This window comes from Polynucleobacter necessarius (genome assembly GCF_900095215.1).
Taxonomy (GTDB): Bacteria; Pseudomonadota; Gammaproteobacteria; order Burkholderiales; family Burkholderiaceae; genus Polynucleobacter; species Polynucleobacter necessarius_H.
This window is the reverse complement of sequence record NZ_LT606949.1, coordinates 411,073-429,535: the sequence shown is the minus strand read 5'-3', so window position 1 is coordinate 429,535 and position 18,463 is coordinate 411,073. Positions and strand designations below refer to the sequence as shown.

Annotated in this window: 17 protein-coding genes, 1 tRNA gene and 2 pseudogenes; 6 read left to right on the top strand and 14 right to left on the bottom strand. The window is 46.5% G+C overall.

Annotated features, from left to right (window positions below):
- Nucleotides 1-7 precede the first annotated feature (7 nt).
- The 3 genes and pseudogenes from radA to DXE35_RS02450 form a co-directional block, all read right to left on the bottom strand.
- Nucleotides 8-1,372 (bottom strand): DNA repair protein RadA, encoded by a 1,365-nt coding sequence (gene radA, locus DXE35_RS02460; protein ID WP_114689462.1) that lies wholly within the window; start codon nucleotides 1,370-1,372, stop codon nucleotides 8-10.
- Between the two features lie 39 nt (nucleotides 1,373-1,411).
- Nucleotides 1,412-1,858, bottom strand: a complete 447-nt coding sequence (locus DXE35_RS02455; RefSeq protein WP_231969932.1) for a hypothetical protein — start codon at nucleotides 1,856-1,858, stop codon at nucleotides 1,412-1,414.
- Nucleotides 1,859-1,917: 59 nt separating this feature from the next.
- A pseudogene (locus tag DXE35_RS02450) lies at nucleotides 1,918-3,758 on the bottom strand (potassium transporter Kup).
- A gap of 258 nt (nucleotides 3,759-4,016) precedes the next feature.
- On the opposite strand from DXE35_RS02450, the gene DXE35_RS02445 reads away from it, so the two are divergent.
- Nucleotides 4,017-4,093, top strand: a tRNA-Met gene (locus DXE35_RS02445).
- A gap of 126 nt (nucleotides 4,094-4,219) precedes the next feature.
- Here DXE35_RS02445 and DXE35_RS02440 read toward each other — a convergent pair.
- The 8 genes from DXE35_RS02440 to DXE35_RS02410 form a co-directional block, all read right to left on the bottom strand.
- Nucleotides 4,220-4,603 (bottom strand): hypothetical protein, encoded by a 384-nt coding sequence (locus DXE35_RS02440; RefSeq protein WP_162784943.1) that lies wholly within the window; start codon nucleotides 4,601-4,603, stop codon nucleotides 4,220-4,222.
- 9 nt (nucleotides 4,604-4,612) lie between these two features.
- On the bottom strand, nucleotides 4,613-5,227 hold the full coding sequence (locus DXE35_RS02435; protein WP_114689459.1) for a recombinase family protein: 615 nt from the start codon (nucleotides 5,225-5,227) through the stop codon (nucleotides 4,613-4,615).
- A gap of 57 nt (nucleotides 5,228-5,284) precedes the next feature.
- The gene (locus DXE35_RS02430) at nucleotides 5,285-5,671 is read right to left on the bottom strand and encodes a recombinase family protein (RefSeq protein ID WP_114689458.1); all 387 of its coding nucleotides are present in this window, start codon (nucleotides 5,669-5,671) and stop codon (nucleotides 5,285-5,287) included.
- A complete protein-coding gene (locus DXE35_RS10080) occupies nucleotides 5,668-5,778 on the bottom strand; it encodes an MBL fold metallo-hydrolase (RefSeq protein WP_331851951.1) in 111 nt (36 codons plus the stop codon). Before DXE35_RS10080 ends, DXE35_RS02430 begins: the two co-directional genes overlap by 4 nt.
- A gap of 30 nt (nucleotides 5,779-5,808) precedes the next feature.
- Complete coding sequence (locus tag DXE35_RS02425; RefSeq protein ID WP_269459848.1) at nucleotides 5,809-6,330, bottom strand: ComEC/Rec2 family competence protein; 522 nt, start codon at nucleotides 6,328-6,330, stop codon at nucleotides 5,809-5,811.
- Between the two features lie 119 nt (nucleotides 6,331-6,449).
- Nucleotides 6,450-7,286 carry a TatD family hydrolase gene (locus DXE35_RS02420; RefSeq protein ID WP_114690354.1) on the bottom strand — a complete coding sequence of 279 codons (837 nt, stop codon included), beginning with the start codon at nucleotides 7,284-7,286 and terminating at the stop codon, nucleotides 6,450-6,452.
- A gap of 11 nt (nucleotides 7,287-7,297) precedes the next feature.
- Nucleotides 7,298-8,005, bottom strand: a complete 708-nt coding sequence (locus DXE35_RS02415; protein WP_114689457.1) for an ABC transporter ATP-binding protein — start codon at nucleotides 8,003-8,005, stop codon at nucleotides 7,298-7,300.
- Nucleotides 7,998-9,260, bottom strand: coding sequence for a lipoprotein-releasing ABC transporter permease subunit (locus tag DXE35_RS02410; RefSeq protein WP_114689456.1), 1,263 nt, complete (start codon nucleotides 9,258-9,260; stop codon nucleotides 7,998-8,000). The genes DXE35_RS02415 and DXE35_RS02410 overlap by 8 nt, the downstream gene beginning before the upstream one ends.
- A gap of 67 nt (nucleotides 9,261-9,327) precedes the next feature.
- Between DXE35_RS02410 and DXE35_RS02405 the strand changes: the two genes are divergently transcribed.
- From DXE35_RS02405 to lysS, 4 genes are all read left to right on the top strand, one after another.
- Entirely contained in the window at nucleotides 9,328-10,287 is a 960-nt protein-coding gene (locus tag DXE35_RS02405; protein WP_231969929.1) for a hypothetical protein, read from the top strand.
- A 7-nt stretch (nucleotides 10,288-10,294) separates the two neighbouring features.
- Nucleotides 10,295-12,070 carry a single-stranded-DNA-specific exonuclease RecJ gene (recJ, locus tag DXE35_RS02400; protein ID WP_114689454.1) on the top strand — a complete coding sequence of 592 codons (1,776 nt, stop codon included), beginning with the start codon at nucleotides 10,295-10,297 and terminating at the stop codon, nucleotides 12,068-12,070.
- 18 nt (nucleotides 12,071-12,088) lie between these two features.
- Nucleotides 12,089-13,193, top strand: a protein-coding gene (gene prfB, locus DXE35_RS02395; RefSeq protein WP_114689453.1) for a peptide chain release factor 2 whose coding sequence is annotated in 2 segments (ribosomal slippage) — nucleotides 12,089-12,169 and nucleotides 12,171-13,193 — 1,104 coding nt in all. Because the reading frame shifts where the segments join, the coding sequence is not laid out codon by codon here.
- 30 nt (nucleotides 13,194-13,223) lie between these two features.
- Nucleotides 13,224-14,780: a lysine--tRNA ligase gene (gene lysS / locus DXE35_RS02390; RefSeq protein WP_114689452.1), complete on the top strand. Its 1,557-nt coding sequence runs from the start codon at nucleotides 13,224-13,226 to the stop codon at nucleotides 14,778-14,780.
- A 63-nt stretch (nucleotides 14,781-14,843) separates the two neighbouring features.
- Here lysS and DXE35_RS10075 read toward each other — a convergent pair whose 3' ends face one another.
- From DXE35_RS10075 to DXE35_RS02380, 3 genes and pseudogenes are all read right to left on the bottom strand, one after another.
- Nucleotides 14,844-16,019 carry an amidohydrolase gene (locus tag DXE35_RS10075; RefSeq protein WP_231970136.1) on the bottom strand — a complete coding sequence of 392 codons (1,176 nt, stop codon included), beginning with the start codon at nucleotides 16,017-16,019 and terminating at the stop codon, nucleotides 14,844-14,846.
- A 10-nt stretch (nucleotides 16,020-16,029) separates the two neighbouring features.
- Nucleotides 16,030-16,844 (bottom strand): annotated as a pseudogene (gene cysK / locus DXE35_RS10070) (cysteine synthase A); the annotation flags it as partial.
- Between the two features lie 103 nt (nucleotides 16,845-16,947).
- On the bottom strand, nucleotides 16,948-17,430 hold the full coding sequence (locus DXE35_RS02380) for a disulfide bond formation protein B (RefSeq protein ID WP_114690353.1): 483 nt from the start codon (nucleotides 17,428-17,430) through the stop codon (nucleotides 16,948-16,950).
- A gap of 166 nt (nucleotides 17,431-17,596) precedes the next feature.
- On the opposite strand from DXE35_RS02380, the gene DXE35_RS02375 reads away from it, so the two are divergent.
- Nucleotides 17,597-18,373, top strand: coding sequence for a ferredoxin--NADP reductase (locus DXE35_RS02375; protein ID WP_114689450.1), 777 nt, complete (start codon nucleotides 17,597-17,599; stop codon nucleotides 18,371-18,373).
- Nucleotides 18,374-18,463 lie beyond the last annotated feature (90 nt).

The window sequence follows — 18,463 nt, the reverse complement described above, 5'->3', positions numbered from 1 at the left end:
AGAAGGATTAACTTAACTCAGCTGCTGCAGCGATTGCCTGATCAATTCGTTCAACTGGAATGACTTTCAATCCAGGAATCTTTGTCTTAGGCATATTGGTTTTTGGAATGATTGTCACAGTAAAGCCTAGCTTAGCAGCCTCCTTCAAACGCTCCTGACCGCGTGGACAAGGGCGAATTTCTCCTGCTAAACCAACCTCGCCAAACACAATCAATTCTTTAGGCAAAGCTCGATTGCGAATAGATGACTGAATCGCGAGCAGTACCGCCAAGTCAGCCGCTGGCTCGGCAATTTTGACGCCGCCAACAGCATTTAAGAACACGTCTTGATCAAAACAAGCGACACCAGCATGACGATGCAATACAGCCAAGAGCATTGCTAAACGCGCCTGCTCCAAACCAACAGCTAAGCGACGAGGATTGGGCACGTGCGCCGTATCCACCAGAGCCTGAATCTCAACCAACAAAGGTCTGCTGCCCTCTTGAGTCACCAATACACAGGCGCCAGGAACCATTTGCTCGTGCTGTGACAAAAAGATCGCCGAAGGATTGGTGACGCCGCGTAGACCTTTCTCAGTCATTGCAAAGACGCCCAACTCATTAACCGCGCCAAAGCGATTCTTGATGGAGCGCACTAAGCGGAAAGAGGAGTGGGTATCACCCTCAAAATATAAAACGGTGTCAACAATATGCTCGAGCACTCGAGGGCCCGCAAGATGGCCGTCCTTGGTTACGTGACCCACCATTAACACGCAAATCCCACTGGATTTGGCTGCTCTTGTTAATTGCGCCGCACATTCGCGCACTTGAGCTACAGAACCTGGGGCTGAACTTAGCACTTCCGAATACAAAGTCTGAATCGAATCCACCACCAATACCTGTGGCCTCACTGTATCCATAATTGAAATCAGTTTTTCCAGCTGAATTTCCGCCAACACTTCTAACTGCGGCGCATCCAATCCAATCCGCTTTGCGCGCAAGGCAATCTGAGCCGCCGATTCTTCGCCACTGCTGTAGAGTACATTCATCCCCGCAGCACTCATCTCCGCTAAGGCCTGAAGAAACAAGGTCGACTTACCAATACCAGGATCACCGCCTAAGAGCACTACGCCGCCTGGAACTAAGCCGCCACCCAGTACGCGATCGAACTCTTCAACGCCCGTACTAAATCTTGGCAAATCTTCAGCAGTAATCGCGGAAAGCTTTTGTCTTGGCAATGATTGCACCAAACCCTGAAAACGAGAATTCGACGTCGTTTCAGGAAGGCCTTCTTCTAGGGTATTCCAAGCCTGGCAAGACGGGCACTGACCTTGCCACTTGGCTGAGGTGCCGCCACAAGATTGACAGATATAAACCGTTTTGACTTTAGCCAAGAGTTACCTATTGAAATTGAAATACAGATTGATATGAAATTAATCGAGCTGAGTGCCGGCTTTATTTTCTTGCGCACGCTTAGGGGCATCTTTACGACGCCGCTCTAAATCAGCCGCTCTAGCTGCCGCATCCTTTTGCTTTTGCTCGTATTCAGCTTGATTGGCCGCGCGTTCAGCTGCTTTTTCTGGTGATGCTCGTTCTGCGGAACGCTTGATATCTGCTTGACTCTTAAGGCTTTTACGCAACTTACGCTGCACTTCATGCAGCGCCACCTCTTGTGCGCGAATGGGATCAATTTCTTTGCGATACAGAGCCCTAGCATCCTTGAGGCAGCTATTTACACAATACTTTTGATAGCACTCAGAGGAAGTTTTACCCCAACGATACTTCGCCCAATCTCGCTGGAGCTCCAACTGTTGCTCAATTCTATCCAACTGCTCAAGCTCAGCCTCTTCCGCGGGAGTGGCTAATACAACACCACTCAATGCTGAGGCCAACAAAAATATTGAAATGAATATTTTTGCTTGAAGCAAAAGATTTTTTCTCAAATCTCGACCTTTGCGTCCAACTCAACCAAGGGGTTCGTTGGAATTTTGAAGAAGTCAGACTGACGATCAGTATTTTGATACATCCAGCAAAACAATTTCTCACGCCAGATAGCCATACCAGGTATTTCAGTTGAAACAATCGTATCTCGTGACAGGAAAAATGAAGTATTCATCAGATCGAACTTGAGATCAGATGCCTTTTCAATTAACTCAATAATGTGACCCATATCTGGAGTTTCATTAAATCCATACACAGCACGTACAACATAAATTCCATTGCCAAGAGCGCACAAGGTAATGCGCTCACTATCCTTTACGTAAGGCACATCCCAAATACTCACCTTTAAGAAAAATACTTGCTCATGAAGCACATGGTTGTGCTTTAAGTTATGCAAAAAAGAAACGGGTAAATAATCTACGTGCGTAGTAAGGAAGATAGCAGCTCCCTCAACGCGATGAGGAGGATGCTGCATTAACGCCTCGATAAAACGCTTGAGCTCAATACCATTATTCATGGCATTTTGGCGAAGAATCTTGCGACCTTGATACCAAGTCATCAATAGCAAAAAGCAAGCCGACCCCAACAATAAAGGAAACCAACCGCCCTCCATGATCTTCAATAGGTTAGCAGTTAAGAATGCCATGTCCACCGCCAAGAAAGAGCTAATTACCAGCATTACCAATAAGGTATTCCAACGCCATACTACCCGCATCACAATTGCAGCTAAAAAGGTAGTGATAATCATCGTGGTGGTAACTGCAATACCATATGCAGCAGCTAAGTTTTCAGACTTTTTAAATGCTACAACAACGGCGATAACTAGAGTCAACAACACCCAGTTCACAAGCGGCACATAGATCTGGCCAATTTCCCTATCGGATGTATTGCGAATCTGCATGCGCGGTACAAAGCCCAGGAAAATTGCCGGACTGGTCATTGAAAAAGCGCCTGATATAACAGCTTGCGATGCAATGACGGTTGCAGACGTTGCCAAAAGCACCAAAGGAAATACAAGACCTTCTGGCACCATTAGAAAAAATGGGTTTGTAATGGTCTCTGGGTTACCCAAAAACATTGAGCCCTGACCAAAGTCATTTAAGAGCAAACAAGGCATCACAATAAAAACCAACCCATCCGAATTGGCGTAAGTCCAAAATGGCCCATATCAGCATATAAAGCCTCAGCACCAGTCAACACTAGAAATACTGCACCCAAAACAATAAACCCTTGCAATGAGTGCTCTATTAAGAATTGAATGGCGAATAAAGGGTTAATCGCGGCAAAAATTGCTGGGTTCTGAATAACCTGATGTACGCCCATCAACCCGATAGCAATAAACCAAAGCATCATGACAAGTCCAAAAAGCTTCCCAACCCAATCAGTGCCAGTCTTCTGAATAAAAAAGAGGAGGACTAGAATAAAAATAGTGCTTGCTATGACATATCGAGTCAGATCAGGGGAAATCACCTCCAGACCTTCAACTGCTGACAGCACTGAAATTGCCGGGGTAATAATTGCATCGCCATAGAACATGCAAGCGCCGAATACACCAGCCATGATAATGAGTGGTGAGCGCTTTGAATTTGCAGGTGCCGTTCTTAGCGCTAGCGCCATAAGCGCCAAAATGCCGCCCTCACCATGATTATTTGTGCGCATCACAACTAAAACATACTTCAATGAAACGACAACCGCAAAAGCCAAAAAAATCATTGAGATCACACCATAGACAGCCTCTGGTGAAAACGGTATGCCATGTTCAGGGCTGAAGCATTCCTTAAGAGCGTAAAGGGGGCTTGTACCAATATCACCGAATACAACGCCGATTTCGGCAAACATCAAAGATATATAGGCCCCTTTCGTATGAGGATGCCCCTCTCGAGAAATCTCCACGGGGCTTAATAAGGATGACTCTGAAAACTCAGGATTGCTAACTGACATTAATAAACCCTAGCGTGATGTTGCGTGGCAATATGTTACTCCTTAACGGCGGTCATGAAATCGAGAATTTCCCCTCAAAAACCGCTTATTTATGCTTTATTTAGAGGGAGACCTCGACAGAGACCCCAAAAAAAATGGTAAAATCTCAGCTTCAGACGCGGGGTGGAGCAGTCTGGCAGCTCGTCGGGCTCATAACCCGAAGGTCGTAGGTTCAAATCCTGCCCCCGCAACCATCAATACTTTAAGTTTTTCAGCCTCTTCTGAGGCTCCAAGACTTAAGCTTTTAGCCCAATCTATACGCAATTCGGCCTCCAGGCCATGTTTTTCTTGGCTTAACTGAATATCCCCTAATACATCCTTCAGAATGGTTCTAGATTTGATCCTAGAACCGTTTTTAGACCATCAACTGTCTGGCAATAGCGCTCCAGAGCCTTGGGCAACATATCCATTAGACGCCGGACAGCCCTCTCGTCCATTAAAGAGGCAGTCTCCAGCCGCTTCTGGGCTTCACCTTTTCTACCTTCGACTGCTACTAACTCATTTTTTGTAGATTCGGTCAGAACCCAAGCTTTAATAGCCACCATGATGTTATCGATCTCTCGTTGAGACTTCTTAACCTCAGTCTGAGCCCGTTCTACATCAACATGCAATTCTTTAGCCTTGCTCATCAATTCATTTTTGACCTCAACTGCAAATTGCTTACTAGCCTCAGGAGTGAAAACCTCTTGCTTGATCACTTCCAATAATTTCTTCTACACTTTGCGCCTTGGCAAACGGTAGTGATTTGAGCAAGCCGCATGACCGCCATGAATATTTTTTGCGCAAGCATAAGAAGTTGCGCTGTGCATTACAAAGTTAACGCCACATTGAAAACACTTTAGCAAACCTGACAATAAATATTTGGAGCCCATGCCTGTTGAGCAACCTGAGGCGCTTGCACTGGCAGCGCGAAGCCCCAACTTGACTCTTTCACCTTGCTCACTTCTTAGAAGTGCCTGACGAGCTTTGACCTGCTCCCATAATTCCGGAGAAACAATCCTCAGCTCTTCCATCTCTGTGGTTACCCATTCAGACTTGGAGCGCTGCACATAGGTCCGCTTGCCTGTATCAGGGTTTTTGCGCCACTCACGCCGATTCCAAACGTAACGACCGCTATACAACCAATTATTTAGAATACCTGTACCCTCATCTTGATCACCATAAATAGCTGACTGCAGCCACTGACTTCCGCGCGGAGAAGGAACGCCCATTTCGTTGAGCTCACGAGCAATGGTCCTAGGCGACCATCCTGTAGAAAAGCGCTCATATATGTGAACAATAATCTTTGCATGGTCTAAGTTAATTTCACGGCGGACTGCCAAAACCATCGGTCTTCCATAAGCATCAAGCTTTGATGAATCTTCAAGGGGATGATGCTCGTAACCCTAGCAGCGCCCTCCTGTGCTATAGCCACGACTTGCCTGACCCGCCATGCCACGATGCGCCTTTTCACGCAAATCATCAAGATAAAGTTCATTCATTAAACCCCGCATGGAGGTTTGAATTTTTTCTCCCTTACCTGAACTATCGTAGCCATCACGTACGCCAATAATCCTTAAACCTTGATATTTGAAACGACTAATAACCTGCTTAGTTTCAATATCATCACGACTCAAGCGCGATAGGTCATCAACCAGTAAAACGTCAAACTCCTTACTCTGAGCTGCCTTGAGCATTTCCCTAAATCCCGGACGATCTTTGGATGCACCACTAATAGCGCGATCTTCAAAATGGTGAACAATCGCCCATTGATTGTTTTGGGCAAGGTTCATGCATGCCTTAGCAATGTTGCAGCACCACCAACGTGATCACTATCGCTGTGACTAATCACCATGCGATCGATTTGGTTAATACCTCTGCCACGCAAATACGGCAAGATGATTCTCTGACCCGCATCATCTTTCTTATCTTAAATGGGGCCCGTGTCATACAGCAATCTTCTGTTTACGGTTTCGATAAGCACCGCAGTGCCCTGCCCGATATCCAAAACGCTTGCACTAAATTCACCATGATCTTGGTGAAAGGACCAACGCTCAAAATCAAAGGTATAGGGATTTAGAGAGCCGTAGGGACGCTTGAGCTTAGCCTTGAACTTCCAGCGCTGACCAGGAATAACCTCGGGAATTTCTTGAGGATTTCGCCAAGCAGGTTGCCAACTTAAATAACTTTTCTTTGGAAAAGAATTTATAAGCTCTCTTCCCGAACTAGCGGAATCAATCTCAAAGGCAAACTTTGCACCCGCCGAATTACCCTGAGGCAAAGCAGCTACCCCACCCTCAAGCGCGAGCTCTTTGCCCTCCAGATCGATAGCAAGAATATTCTCTAAACGCTGATCTGCATACCAGGCATTCCAAGCGAACCCCATCATAAATAACAAACCAATTACCGTCACTTTTTTTAAGTAGGGAGTGATTCGGTCTAAACCATCCAACCAGAAAACAAGGAGTGGCGGTGATCATGCATAAATAAACCCAGTATTCCGGCACTTGCGGCAAAAAGAGAAGGAGCGATCTCCCGGCGATAAACGCCGCTATAACTAAACGCAAATAGTTAAGAAGCTAAATGAGGGTTAGAAGAGCTAGCGCAGAGAGTCGACCAGCGAGGTAGCGCTTGCATTGCGTTGCCCCAAACCGCAGCAGCGAACTCAATATCCTCCGCTCCCCGTATAGAGGCCAACTCTTTTGTAATCCGCGGCAAAAAGACGGGCTCATTACAAGCAATACGCTCTTCCCTCAACCATGCCGGCGGAATATCTGGAGAATCCGTTTCGGTAACAATGCTATTTAGCGGTAACTCTTGCAAGAGCCTACGAATTTGCAAAGCGCGCTCATAGGTAGCTGCGCCACCAAAGTCCAACTTAAAGCCGAGCTCAATAAACGGCTCTGATTGCTGAAAACTACCGTTAAAGGCATGCGCTATACCGCCAGCAATATTACGACGACGTAAAGCCTTCAAAATCATATCTTGCGAACAGCGCACATGGAGGATTACAGGTAATTGATATTTCTGGGCTAAATCTAACTGAGCATTGAAGAAGAATTCCTGTTTATGCGAATCTAAATCTTCCACAAAATAATCTAAGCCTATCTCGCCCACGCCTACAAAGCGGGGATCAGAGAGTGATTCACCAATGTTTTTCTCAAGCGTTTCAATATCACTCTCTTTGGCTTTATTGGTATACAGCGGATGTATACCAAGGGTATAAACCAAACCCGGAATTTCCCGGCTAAATTGATGAGTCAATTCTTTTACATGAGTGCAGTCAGCCACCTTTACTGCGGGCAACAATATCGCCTTAACGTTTTTTTCAGCGGTTGCGCGGATCACGACAGACAAATGATTCGCAAATTCAGGAGTGTCCAAATGGCAATGGGTATCAATCCACATGGGATGTCCACTCATACTGAAAACGTTTTCAAAACTCCGCACTCTACATGCAAAATACGATCGCAGCGTTTAGCGCGCACCGGGTCATGAGTTACAATCACAAAGGCAGTCCCTTGATCGCGAGCGATATCCAACATCAAATCAAATACGCCATCGGCAGTTTCAGTATCGAGATTGCCTGTTGGCTCGTCCGCCAAAACGCATGCGGGATTACCAACCAAGGCTCGGGCTACAGCTACGCGCTGACGCTCGCCCCCTGATAACTCTCCCGGAGTATGCAACTCACGAGCCGCCAAGCCAACTGCTTTCAGCATCTCGCTGGCGCGGTCCATAGACTCATCATTGCTTAAGCCACGAATACGTAACGGCAACGCCACGTTCTCCGCAGCGCTAAATTCATCCAAGAGGTGATGGAATTGATAAATGAAGCCCAAGCTACGATTACGCAACTGATCCAATTTTTTCACCGATAGATTATTCAAATTGGAGCCCGCCAACATCACAGAACCAGCATTTGGACTATCTAAGCCACCCAAGAGGTGTAGCAAAGTACTCTTACCCGAACCCGAAGAACCCACAATCGCGATCTTTTCTGAAGTCGCGACGTCTAAATCAATCGCCTTGAGCACCTCTACTGCAGTAGGTCCTTGACCATAGGTCTTAGCTAAACCTCTAGCCTTAAGCACTAATTTATCCACACTACTCACTGTATCACTCATAGCGCAAGGCCTCCGCAGGCTGAACTTTGGCGGCACGACGACTTGGATATAGCGTCGCCAAAACTGAAAGACCGAATGCCATTAATCCCACTGTCAACACATCACTTGCTCTCACATCAGAAGGCAATTCGCCAATGAAATACACCTCGCGCGGCAAGAACTGAACACGGAAAATGGCTTCAATTACTGGAACGATGACATCGATATTGAGGGCAATTAATAAACCTAGAACAACACCGGCCAACGAGCCCAATAAACCAATCGCCAAACCCTGAACTAAAAATATCCTCTGAATGAGTCCCGGACTTGCACCCATCGTTCTCAGGATGGCGATATCCGCTTGCTTCTCATTCACAGTCATCACCAAGGTGGATACTAAGTTGAAGGCGGCAACCGCAATAATTAAAGTCAAAATGATGCACATCATTTTCTTTTCAGTCTGAACGGCCGCAAACCAATTGCGGTTTGATCTTGACCAGTCGGTAACCCATAGGGCCTGCGGCACAATGGCAGCTAACTCGTTGGCGACCTCTGGAGCACGCTGCATGTCATCCACTTTGATGCGCAGCCCAGACGGATCTCGCAAACGTAATAAGGCAGCGGCATCATGCCAATGCATGATAGCTAGGGAGCTGTCATATTCATAATGGCCACTATCAACAATGCCCACTAATTGAAGTGTACGCATACGAGGCATAGCACCTGCTGGCGTTAAATCACTTTCAGGAACAATGAGGGTAATTCGATCACCAACATGCGCACCAATCATCGCTGCAAGTTGAGAACCCAAAGCCACGCCAAAACTTCCTGGCTTCAGATCATCAATATTTCCATCTACAAATTGTTTTGGCAGTTCAGAGACCTTACCTTCCTCGCTTGGTGAGATGCCACGAATCGCAACACCACGCATCACATTGTCACGAGTGAGCAAACCTTGTGAACTCACCATAGGCGCTACACCAACGACATGCGGCTGTTGCGCCAGTTTCAGAGTCAGTGGCTCCCAATTGGCTAAACCATCAGGCGTGGTAATTTCCACATGAGATAAAACCGACAACATGCGGTCGCGCACCTCTTTCTGAAAGCCATTCATCACAGAAAGAACCACAATCAATGAAGCAACTCCCAAAGCGATCCCAGCAGTAGAAATCCCAGAAATGAAGGATAGGAAGCCGTCGCGCATCCCTACCGTCTTACGACGCTTGGATCGGGTATAGCGCAGGCCAATTTCTAACTCAATAGGAAGTCTCAACATAGCCACAGTTTAGTGAATCGCGCGGACAATCGGATGGAATTCCTAAATGCCACCTAAAATCAAGAGAATGACTACTAATTCCATCCCCACCAAAGCCCAGATCCGCCGCTTTACCCTGATGCTTTCAGGGGAAGATGTCTTGGACGAGTTTGACAGCAGGGGTGGTCCAAGTCAAGGGCTGCCGCATGAGCGCTTTTTACTCGGAGAGTTGACGCCACTTGCACCAGTATTGCTTCTTGGACAATCCAATCAGGCAGTCAATCCAAATCAAGTCATCGCTTGCCTGCAGCCAGTTCATCTTCACGCCACAAGAGATCACCTCATTTTGATGGGGCAAAACCAAGTTGATCTGAGAGCAGAAGAGTCCGCCCAACTACTTAAAGCAGCTCTTCCATTCATAGAAGAGGATTTCCAGAGCTCGATTCTTTTTGAAAATCAACACTACTGGTTCATCCCTGCCGGGCCTTTTGCTAGCCTAGCTAGCCATAGCGTAGATCAAGCGCATGGTCGCAATATTGATTGGTGGATGCCCCGGGATACCAAAGAAGAAGGTATCGCTAAACGTTGGCGAAAACTTCAAAATGAAATTCAGATGCTTTGGCATATCGGTCCAGTAAATGAAGAACGCGAGCAACGTGGGATGCCGAGCATTAACTCGATCTGGATTAGCGGCATTGGCAAGCTCAACGATATGCAAGTCCCCGAAGTACTCCAGCAATCACAGCGACTTATTGGTCAACACCCTATGCTGTCTGGCTTGGCGAGGTATTTGAATGCCCCCTACGAAAATCATTTGAATGAACAAAATTTAGCTGGCGCCTTTGCCTGGCTGGAACAACCTCAATTAGCGTGGCCACAGCTAAAGGAAGGTCTGCTGAACAAACAAATAGATGAATTAGCTATTATTGATTTTCCAAAAGGAAAGTTTCGCGAACGCATTCTCACCATCAAAGATCTTCATAAAAAATCTTGGGCTTTCTGGAAAAAGTCAGCGCCACTAAGCTGGAAAGAAATTACTCAGGAATGAGTTTTATATGAGCGTATTCTCTCAACGCCCTTTCTCAGAACGTACTGCTACTTGGTTGGCGCAGAGCGGTCTCCACCCCCTATTGGCAAGACTATATGCCGCACGAGGCCTCCAGTCTCCAGAGGAGCTCTCTCTAGATTTAAAGCAACTGCTCTCACCAATTGAGCTCAAGAATTGCATCAGCACAGCGTCTTTGCTTGCGGACATACTGGAGAATCAAGAGCCCATGCTCATCGTCGCCGACTATGACTGTGATGGCGCTACGGCCTGCGCAGTTGGTCTGCGAGGCTTACGCATGCTGGGCGGTCCCGAAACGCCAATTCAGTTTCTAGTGCCTAACCGTTTCACAATGGGATACGGACTCACGCCTGAAGTAGTGGAATTAGCTGCACAACAACACCCCAAGCCAAAATATTTAATTACAGTTGATAATGGTATCGCCAGTGAAGCAGGTGTTGATCGTGCTCGTGAACTTGGCATGGAAGTCATTGTGACTGACCATCATCTTCCAGGGGATCATTTGCCTAAAGCGTTAGCCATTGTTAATCCCAATCAACCCGGTTGCAGTTTTCCAAGCAAGGCCCTAGCTGGTGTTGGTGTCATGTTTTATTTATTAGTGGCTTTGCGCGCAGAACTTCGCAAGCGTGGAAAATTTACAAACGAAACCCAACCGAAGGTAGAGAACCTCTTGGACCTAGTTGCCTTAGGAACAGTAGCCGACGTGGCGCAACTGGACCGTAACAATCGCATACTAGTTTCGAATGGCTTAAAACGCATGCGCTCGGGGATCTCACAACCAGGCATACAGGCGCTATTTCAGGCGGCTATCCGCGACCCACGCAAAGCAAATACTTTCGATCTAGGTTTTGCGATTGGCCCAAGACTCAATGCCGCCGGTCGCTTGGCGGACATGACTTTAGGCATTCGCCTACTGCTCACCGATAACAGCGATGAGGCAATGACGCTGGCACATGAGCTTGATCGCATCAACCGCGAACGACGGGTTATTGAAAGCGGTATGCAAGAGACCGCCCTCTCTCACCTTGCTGAAGACCAGCTTTCTGGAACCCTATCCGAGCGCAACAGTATTTGCTTATGGAATCCGGAGTGGCATCAAGGTGTTGTGGGTATTGTTGCCTCACGCCTAAAAGAACGCTTTAATCGTCCGGCCATTGTTTTTGCACCAGCCGATGGCAACACCGGCGAAGAATTACGTGGCTCAGGTCGCTCGCTCACAGGCTTTCATTTAAGAGATGCTTTGGATCTCGTCTCTAAGCGAGGGCCTGGTTTAATTCTGAAATTTGGTGGGCATGCGATTGCTGCTGGACTCACTATTCGTAAAGATGATTTTGAGAGGTTTGACGCCTGCTTTCAACAGGTTGCCACAGAGTTGTTGACCGATGAATTACTGAAGCGTCACCATGCTCACGATGGCATGTTGGAGCCTTCTGAATTTACCCCTGCAATTGGCGATCTCCTGGCCGAGGAGATCTGGGGCCAAGGTTTCGCGCAACCGGTTTTTTATGGGGAATTTGAGATTACCCAACAAAGCCTCATGAAAGAAAAGCATTTGCGCCTGTTAGTTCGTCCGATAGGGATCTCCGAACCAAAGACAAGCAATAAACCACTCACAGCCGTTTGGTTTAACCGCACGCAAAGCCTGCCTGCCAAAGCGAAATTAGCCTACCGCCTGGTTACTGACCGCTATCAAGGCCAAACCCGCGTTCAGCTGATGATTGAAGCCCACGACGAACCCCTAGCGTCTGAGGGCTCAACGGAATAACCCCCTTATAATTAGAAGATGGAAGTTGAACAACTAAACATTATTTCAAATACCTTATCCGATCTGCTCACTCGTGAGCAAGCTCTTCGGGGGTATCTTTGACTTCGACGTAAAGTCACGTCGCCTTACCGAAGTTAATTCAATTCTGGAAGATCCCACCATTTGGTATGATCAAAAGAAAGCGCAAGCGCTCGGCAAAGAAAAAAAAATGCTCGACGGCGTAGTTGCCACACTGACTGATCTCAATACCAATATCACTAGTGCTCTTGAGCTATTCGATATGGCCAAAGAAGAAAGTGATTTCGAAACGATCGCCGCTATCGAGCAAGATGTCGAGAGCTATAGCAAGATTATTGGTGACTTAGAGTTCCGTCGCATGTTCCACAATGAGATGGACTCATGCAATTGCTTTATCGATATTCAAGCGGGTGCTGGCGGCACTGAAGCCTGCGACTGGGCCAGTATACTCTATCTTCAATACCTCAAGTATTGTGAACGCAAAGGCTACAAAACCGAAATCCTTGAAGAGTCTGATGGAGACGTTGCCGGCATTAAGAGCGCCACCATCAAAGTCGATGGTGAATATGCGTATGGTCACCTGCGTTCAGAAACGGGTGTGCATCGTTTGGTACGTAAATCGCCTTTTGATTCGTCCAATGGCCGCCACACTTCATTTGCCTCCATCTATGTCTATCCAGCAATTGATGACTCAATCGAGATTGAAGTAAATCCTGCGGACATTCGTACGGACACCTATCGCGCGTCTGGCGCAGGTGGACAGCACATTAATAAAACAGACTCAGCAGTCCGCGTAACCCATATTCCAACCGGAATTGTGGTGCAGTGCCAAAACGACCGAAGCCAGCACCGCAACCGCGCTGAAGCCATGACGATGTTGAAGTCTCGCCTTTATGAGCATGAGATGCAAAAGCGTCGCGCTGAACAAGAAAAATTAGAGGCTAGCAAAACAGATGTAGGCTGGGGTCATCAAATCCGCTCCTATGTTTTGGATCAAAGCCGCATTAAAGACTTACGTACCAATGTTGAGATTTCTAATACTCAGAAAGTATTAGACGGTGATCTCGATGCCTTTATTGAAGCCAGCCTGAAGCAAGGCGTGTAAAACCAACTCCCATTATGCATTACTATAGATATGAACGATAAAACCAATTCAAACAATACAGCCGCTCCATCCACTGAAGCAGTTGATGAAAACCACATCATTGCGGAACGCCGTGAAAAACTCGCTAAGCTACGTGAAGGTGGTGTTGCATTTCCGAATGACTTTGTCCCAACGCATTTAGCTGCAGATTTACATGCGCACTATGACAGCCTGACAAAAGAAGGGTTGGCAGCCAAGAAGATTCATGTCAAAGTAGCGGGACGCATAGTTCTTAAGCGCGTCATGGGTAAAGCGAGCTTCGCGACTATTCAGGATCGAAGCGGTCAGATTCAGTTTTACATCAATGATGAGTTGAGCGGCGCCGATGTTCATGGCGCCTTTAAACACTGGGATATGGGCGACTTTATCTCCGCCGAAGGCAATCTCTTTAAGACCAATAAGGGCGAGCTTTCTGTTGAATGCAGTAACTTGCGTTTACTCAGCAAATCACTGCGCCCTTTGCCGGATAAATTCCACGGCCTCTCAGATCTCGAAACAAAATATCGCCAGCGCTATGTGGACCTGATTGTTAATCCAGAAAGTCGCAATACATTTAAAGCGCGCAGCAATGCCATCGCATCACTACGTCGCCACATGCTAGATGCAGACTTTATGGAAGTGGAGACACCGATGCTCCACCCTATTCCAGGAGGTGCTGCAGCCAAGCCTTTCATTACCCATCACAACGCACTCGATATGCAAATGTTCTTGCGTATTGCTCCAGAACTTTACCTTAAGCGTTTGGTAGTTGGTGGCTTTGAACGCGTCTTTGAAATTAACCGCAACTTCCGCAACGAAGGTGTGAGTTCGCGTCACAACCCAGAGTTCACTATGATGGAATTCTATGCAGCTTATACAGACTACCGTTGGTTAATGGATTTCACTGAAGGTTTGATTCGTGCGGCAGCAATCGATGCACAAGGCACTGCTGTACTGACGCACCAAGGTCGCGAGCTTGATCTTAGTACACCATTCCAACGCCTCACCGTTACTGAAGCTATCCTCAAGTACTGCGGTCAATCAGGTAAGCGATATGAAGCTGCTCAATTGGACGATGCTAACTTCATCCGCTCAGAATTGCAAAAAGGTGGCGAGAATCCAGATGCCCAAACCCTCAAGAATGCCGGTATTGGCGCCCTCCAATTGGCCTTATTTGAATTGGTTACAGAGGAACACCTTTGGGAACCAACCTACATCATCGATTACCCAATCGAAGTCAGTCCTCTAGCTAGAGAATCTGACACTCGCCCAGGCATTACAGAGCGTTTCGAACTCTTTATCACCGGCCGCGAGATTGCCAATGGCTTCTCCGAGTTAAATGACGCTGAAGATCAAGTTAATCGTTTCCGCAAACAAGTAGAGCAAAAAGAAGCTGGTGACGAAGAGGCGATGTATTTTGATCATGACTTCATCCGTGCTCTTGAATATGGCATGCCTCCGACTGGCGGTTGCGGTATTGGCATCGATCGTCTCGTGATGCTTCTGACTGATGCGCCCAATATTCGCGATGTGATCCTGTTCCCCCATTTGCGTCGCGAAGAAGAGTAAGCTCTTCCACATAGAAAAAAGAGAGGCAATTGCCTCTCTTTTTTTATGCCCAGATCAGACTAATTAATTGCCGTAGACCTCAACACCGCCTTTAATTGTTTTAAGAACCTGAATATTCTTAATATCACTCGGACTCACCTTTAGAGGGTTTTGATCTAAGACCACTAAATCCGCTAACTTACCAGCCGTAATAGTCCCTTTGCTAGACTCCTCACGGTATTGATAAGCGGCGTCCTTTGTAAAACCCTGCAGAGCCAAATAGGGGGAAATGCGTTGCTCAGGGTCCAACACTTCACCAGAGAATGTCTTGCGATTGACCGCACTCCACACGGAAAAGAGCACATTCGGACCAGATGAAGGGGTGTCATTATGCAAGGCAAGCGTAATGCCTTTCGCATTGGCGCTATTTGCAGGGCTGAGATTGGCGGCCCGCTCACCTTCCAAGGCTTTGTTATAGACATCGCCATACAACCAAGTTCTATTTGGCATCATCACCGCCATAATATTTTTCTTTTTGTAATCACCCAGCTGATCGTCACGGATAAAGAAGGAATGGGCAATCACAGTACGGCGATCTTCTGTAATACCCGTCTCCGCAATCGATTTGCTTAGAGCGGTAAGAGTCATATCAATGCCGGCGTCACCATTGCTATAACCAAAGTATTGAATATTTTTCTCATAGGCTAGCTTGGTGTATTTATCAATCAGAGCTTGTGGATAGTATGCAAATCCACGCCAGTCTTTTGAAAACCCAGCGGTATCGCTGTAGGGTTTAGAAAAATAAGCCAAACGCAGTTGTGGCGCCCCATCGGTTGGCACCTGAATGCCGGCAACCTTAAAGCCTTTATCGCCCTGGATATAAACACCAAACTGGAAATTCGGATTGGTCGCCAACATTTGATCAACCGTATCAAATGTTGGTAACGCAATTAAATCAATATTGACGATTTTCCTATCAATGGCCAAGCGTATATCTGCAATACTGGCTTCGTAACTTTGCGCTGTTGTGAAACCATTAGAGGTATAGATTTTTTCAGCTTTGCGATAGGTTTCAAATGTCAGATCCTGTGAATATTTACCCACCGCTTTAACAACCGCCTCTAAATCAGGCATGCCGATTAATTCACCTGTTAACTGCCCAGTTTTAGGGTCTACTGGAATAAAACCAGAAACCGCCTTAGTCGCTTTTGTAATCCATAGTTGCTTTAATCCAGCACTATTGACCATGCCAGTAAGCATAGAAATATTTTCCAGCAACAATACCCTCTTCTTTGGCAATACGTCGAGCAAATTCAATAGCTTCTTCATTAGAGACTTGCTCCACCTTATCCACCACAGATAAATCAAGTTATCTGGAATAAAGCCTGCGCCTATCCCCTGAATTTTGTGTGTGGCAGGTTTAATTTCTTCGCCATTGAGTTTTTGCGTGACCACTGGGATCGCAGTTGGCTCAACCGCTACCACTTCAATATTCTTTTTCTTTACATTCTTAATATATCGACCAACACCGGAGATATTTCCACCCGTACCTACGCCAGCAACAAACACATCAATCTTACCGTCAGTGTCTTCCCAAATTTCCGGGCCGGTAGTACTCTCATGAATAGCGGGATTTGATGGGTTGCTAAATTGCTGGAGCAATACATACTTAGCGGGATCAAACTCGGCAATCTCTTTAGCTGTTGAAACCGCGCCATTCATACCCTGTGGCCCCTCAGTCAAGATAATCTTCGCGCCCAAGGCAGTACGCAACTTGCGACGCTCAATACTCATGGTTTCTGGCATTGTGAGTGTGAGCGGAATGCCACGAGCCGCGGCAACAAAAGCCAAAGCGATACCGGTATTGCCGCTAGTGGATTCAACGATTTCTTTGCCTGGGCCAAGAAGGCCTTTTTCTTGAGCATCATTAATCATCGCAACACCAATACGACACTTCACCGAATAGGCGGGGTTACGACCTTCAATCTTGGCGAGCACAGTTGCTTTGGCGCCATCAATTACACGGTTGAGACGAACTAATGGTGTCTTACCAATGGTTAGTGAGTTATCGGCAAAGTAAGTCATGAGTATTTTTTTGCAAAAAATGGGGTTGATAAAGAGCTTATGAGCGAAAGCAAAACTTGTAAAAGAAGTATTTACTAAGAATGAAATCTTCTATCACTTAAGACTACGATGTTGATTTTCTAAAAAAGGTAATAGCTAACGTCAATAAAATAACTGCAAACCATAGCAAAGACCACTCAGGAACTTGCAATCCCAATATGGCTGGAAGTGTTGATGAACACAATCCATCCGCCTTAAACAACCAAGGAAGACTATTCGCCAGCTGAAATTGATTAATCCAAGTTTCTAATGGATCAATGCCGCAAGAAGTTGCTGGGTGGGATAACAGCCAAACATGGCGACTAGCGACTCCCAGCCCATACCCAGCAGCCAATACCGCCAATCCATGAAATAGTTTTCTCAAAGGCGCAATACTGGCTGCCAATAGACAAGAAATGGCCACCACGAGATAACCCACTCTTTGCAAAATGCATAAAGGACATGGCAAAAAGCTCACGCCCTGATATCCAATCTGCTGCAAGATGACGGCAAATATCACCAAACTCAAACTAAATATAGATAAGAGGAGGTGCTGGATTCTTGTCACCTCTAGATGATAGCCAATAGACAAGCAAGCCCATTGAAACCAATGCCTGATTACTAAAAGTCTTATCTATATCACTACAGAATCCTGCTTTTTAGAGGATAAGCCCCAATGTAGAGCCTCAAGAATGGGATAATCATCGTTTTGCTATTAACCTCAATACATATTTATGGCCGCATATAACATCGAAACCGTTCTGTCAGTTCACCACTGGAATGACACTCTTGTTAGCTTCACCACCACCCGCAATAAGGGTCTGCGCTTTCGTAGCGGCCACTTCTTAATGATTGGTCTTGAGGTGGAAGGCAAACCTTTAGTGCGCGCCTATAGCGTTGCGAGCCCAAACTACGAAGAACACTTGGAATTCTTGAGTATTAAAGTTCAAGATGGTCCCTTAACATCGCGTTTGCAGAAGACCAAAGTCGGTGATCCGATTCTGGTGAGCGAGAAGTCTGTTGGCACCCTGGTGTTGGACGATTTAAATCCAGGTAAACATTTGTACTTGTTTAGCACTGGCACCGGTCTTGCGCCATTCATGAGCATCATCCGCGATCCAGAGACTTATGAAAAGTTTGACAAGGTGGTTCTCATTCATGGGGTGCGTTTAGTCAGTGAGTTAGCCTACGCGGATTACATCAGAGATGCGTTGACTCAAGATGAATTCTTGGGCGAACTCATTCGCGAAAAACTCATCTATTACCCAACAGTGACTCGTGAGGCTTTTAAGCACACTGGCCGCCTCACTACTGCGATTGAGTCTGGCCAACTCTTTAAAGATATTGGCTTGCCACCACTCGATCCAGCAGTGGATCGCGCCATGATTTGCGGCAGCCCATCCATGCTCAAAGAAACTTCTGAGATGCTCGATGCTAAAGGTTTCAAGGTTTCTCCAAGTCTTGGTCAAATGGGTGACTATGTCTTCGAACGCGCTTTCGTAGAAAAGTGATCGGGCATATTCTTTATACCTAAAAGTAATTTATATATATTTGTATATTCCTTTTGGATATATATCTGGCTTGGTAAATGCTTCTAAACA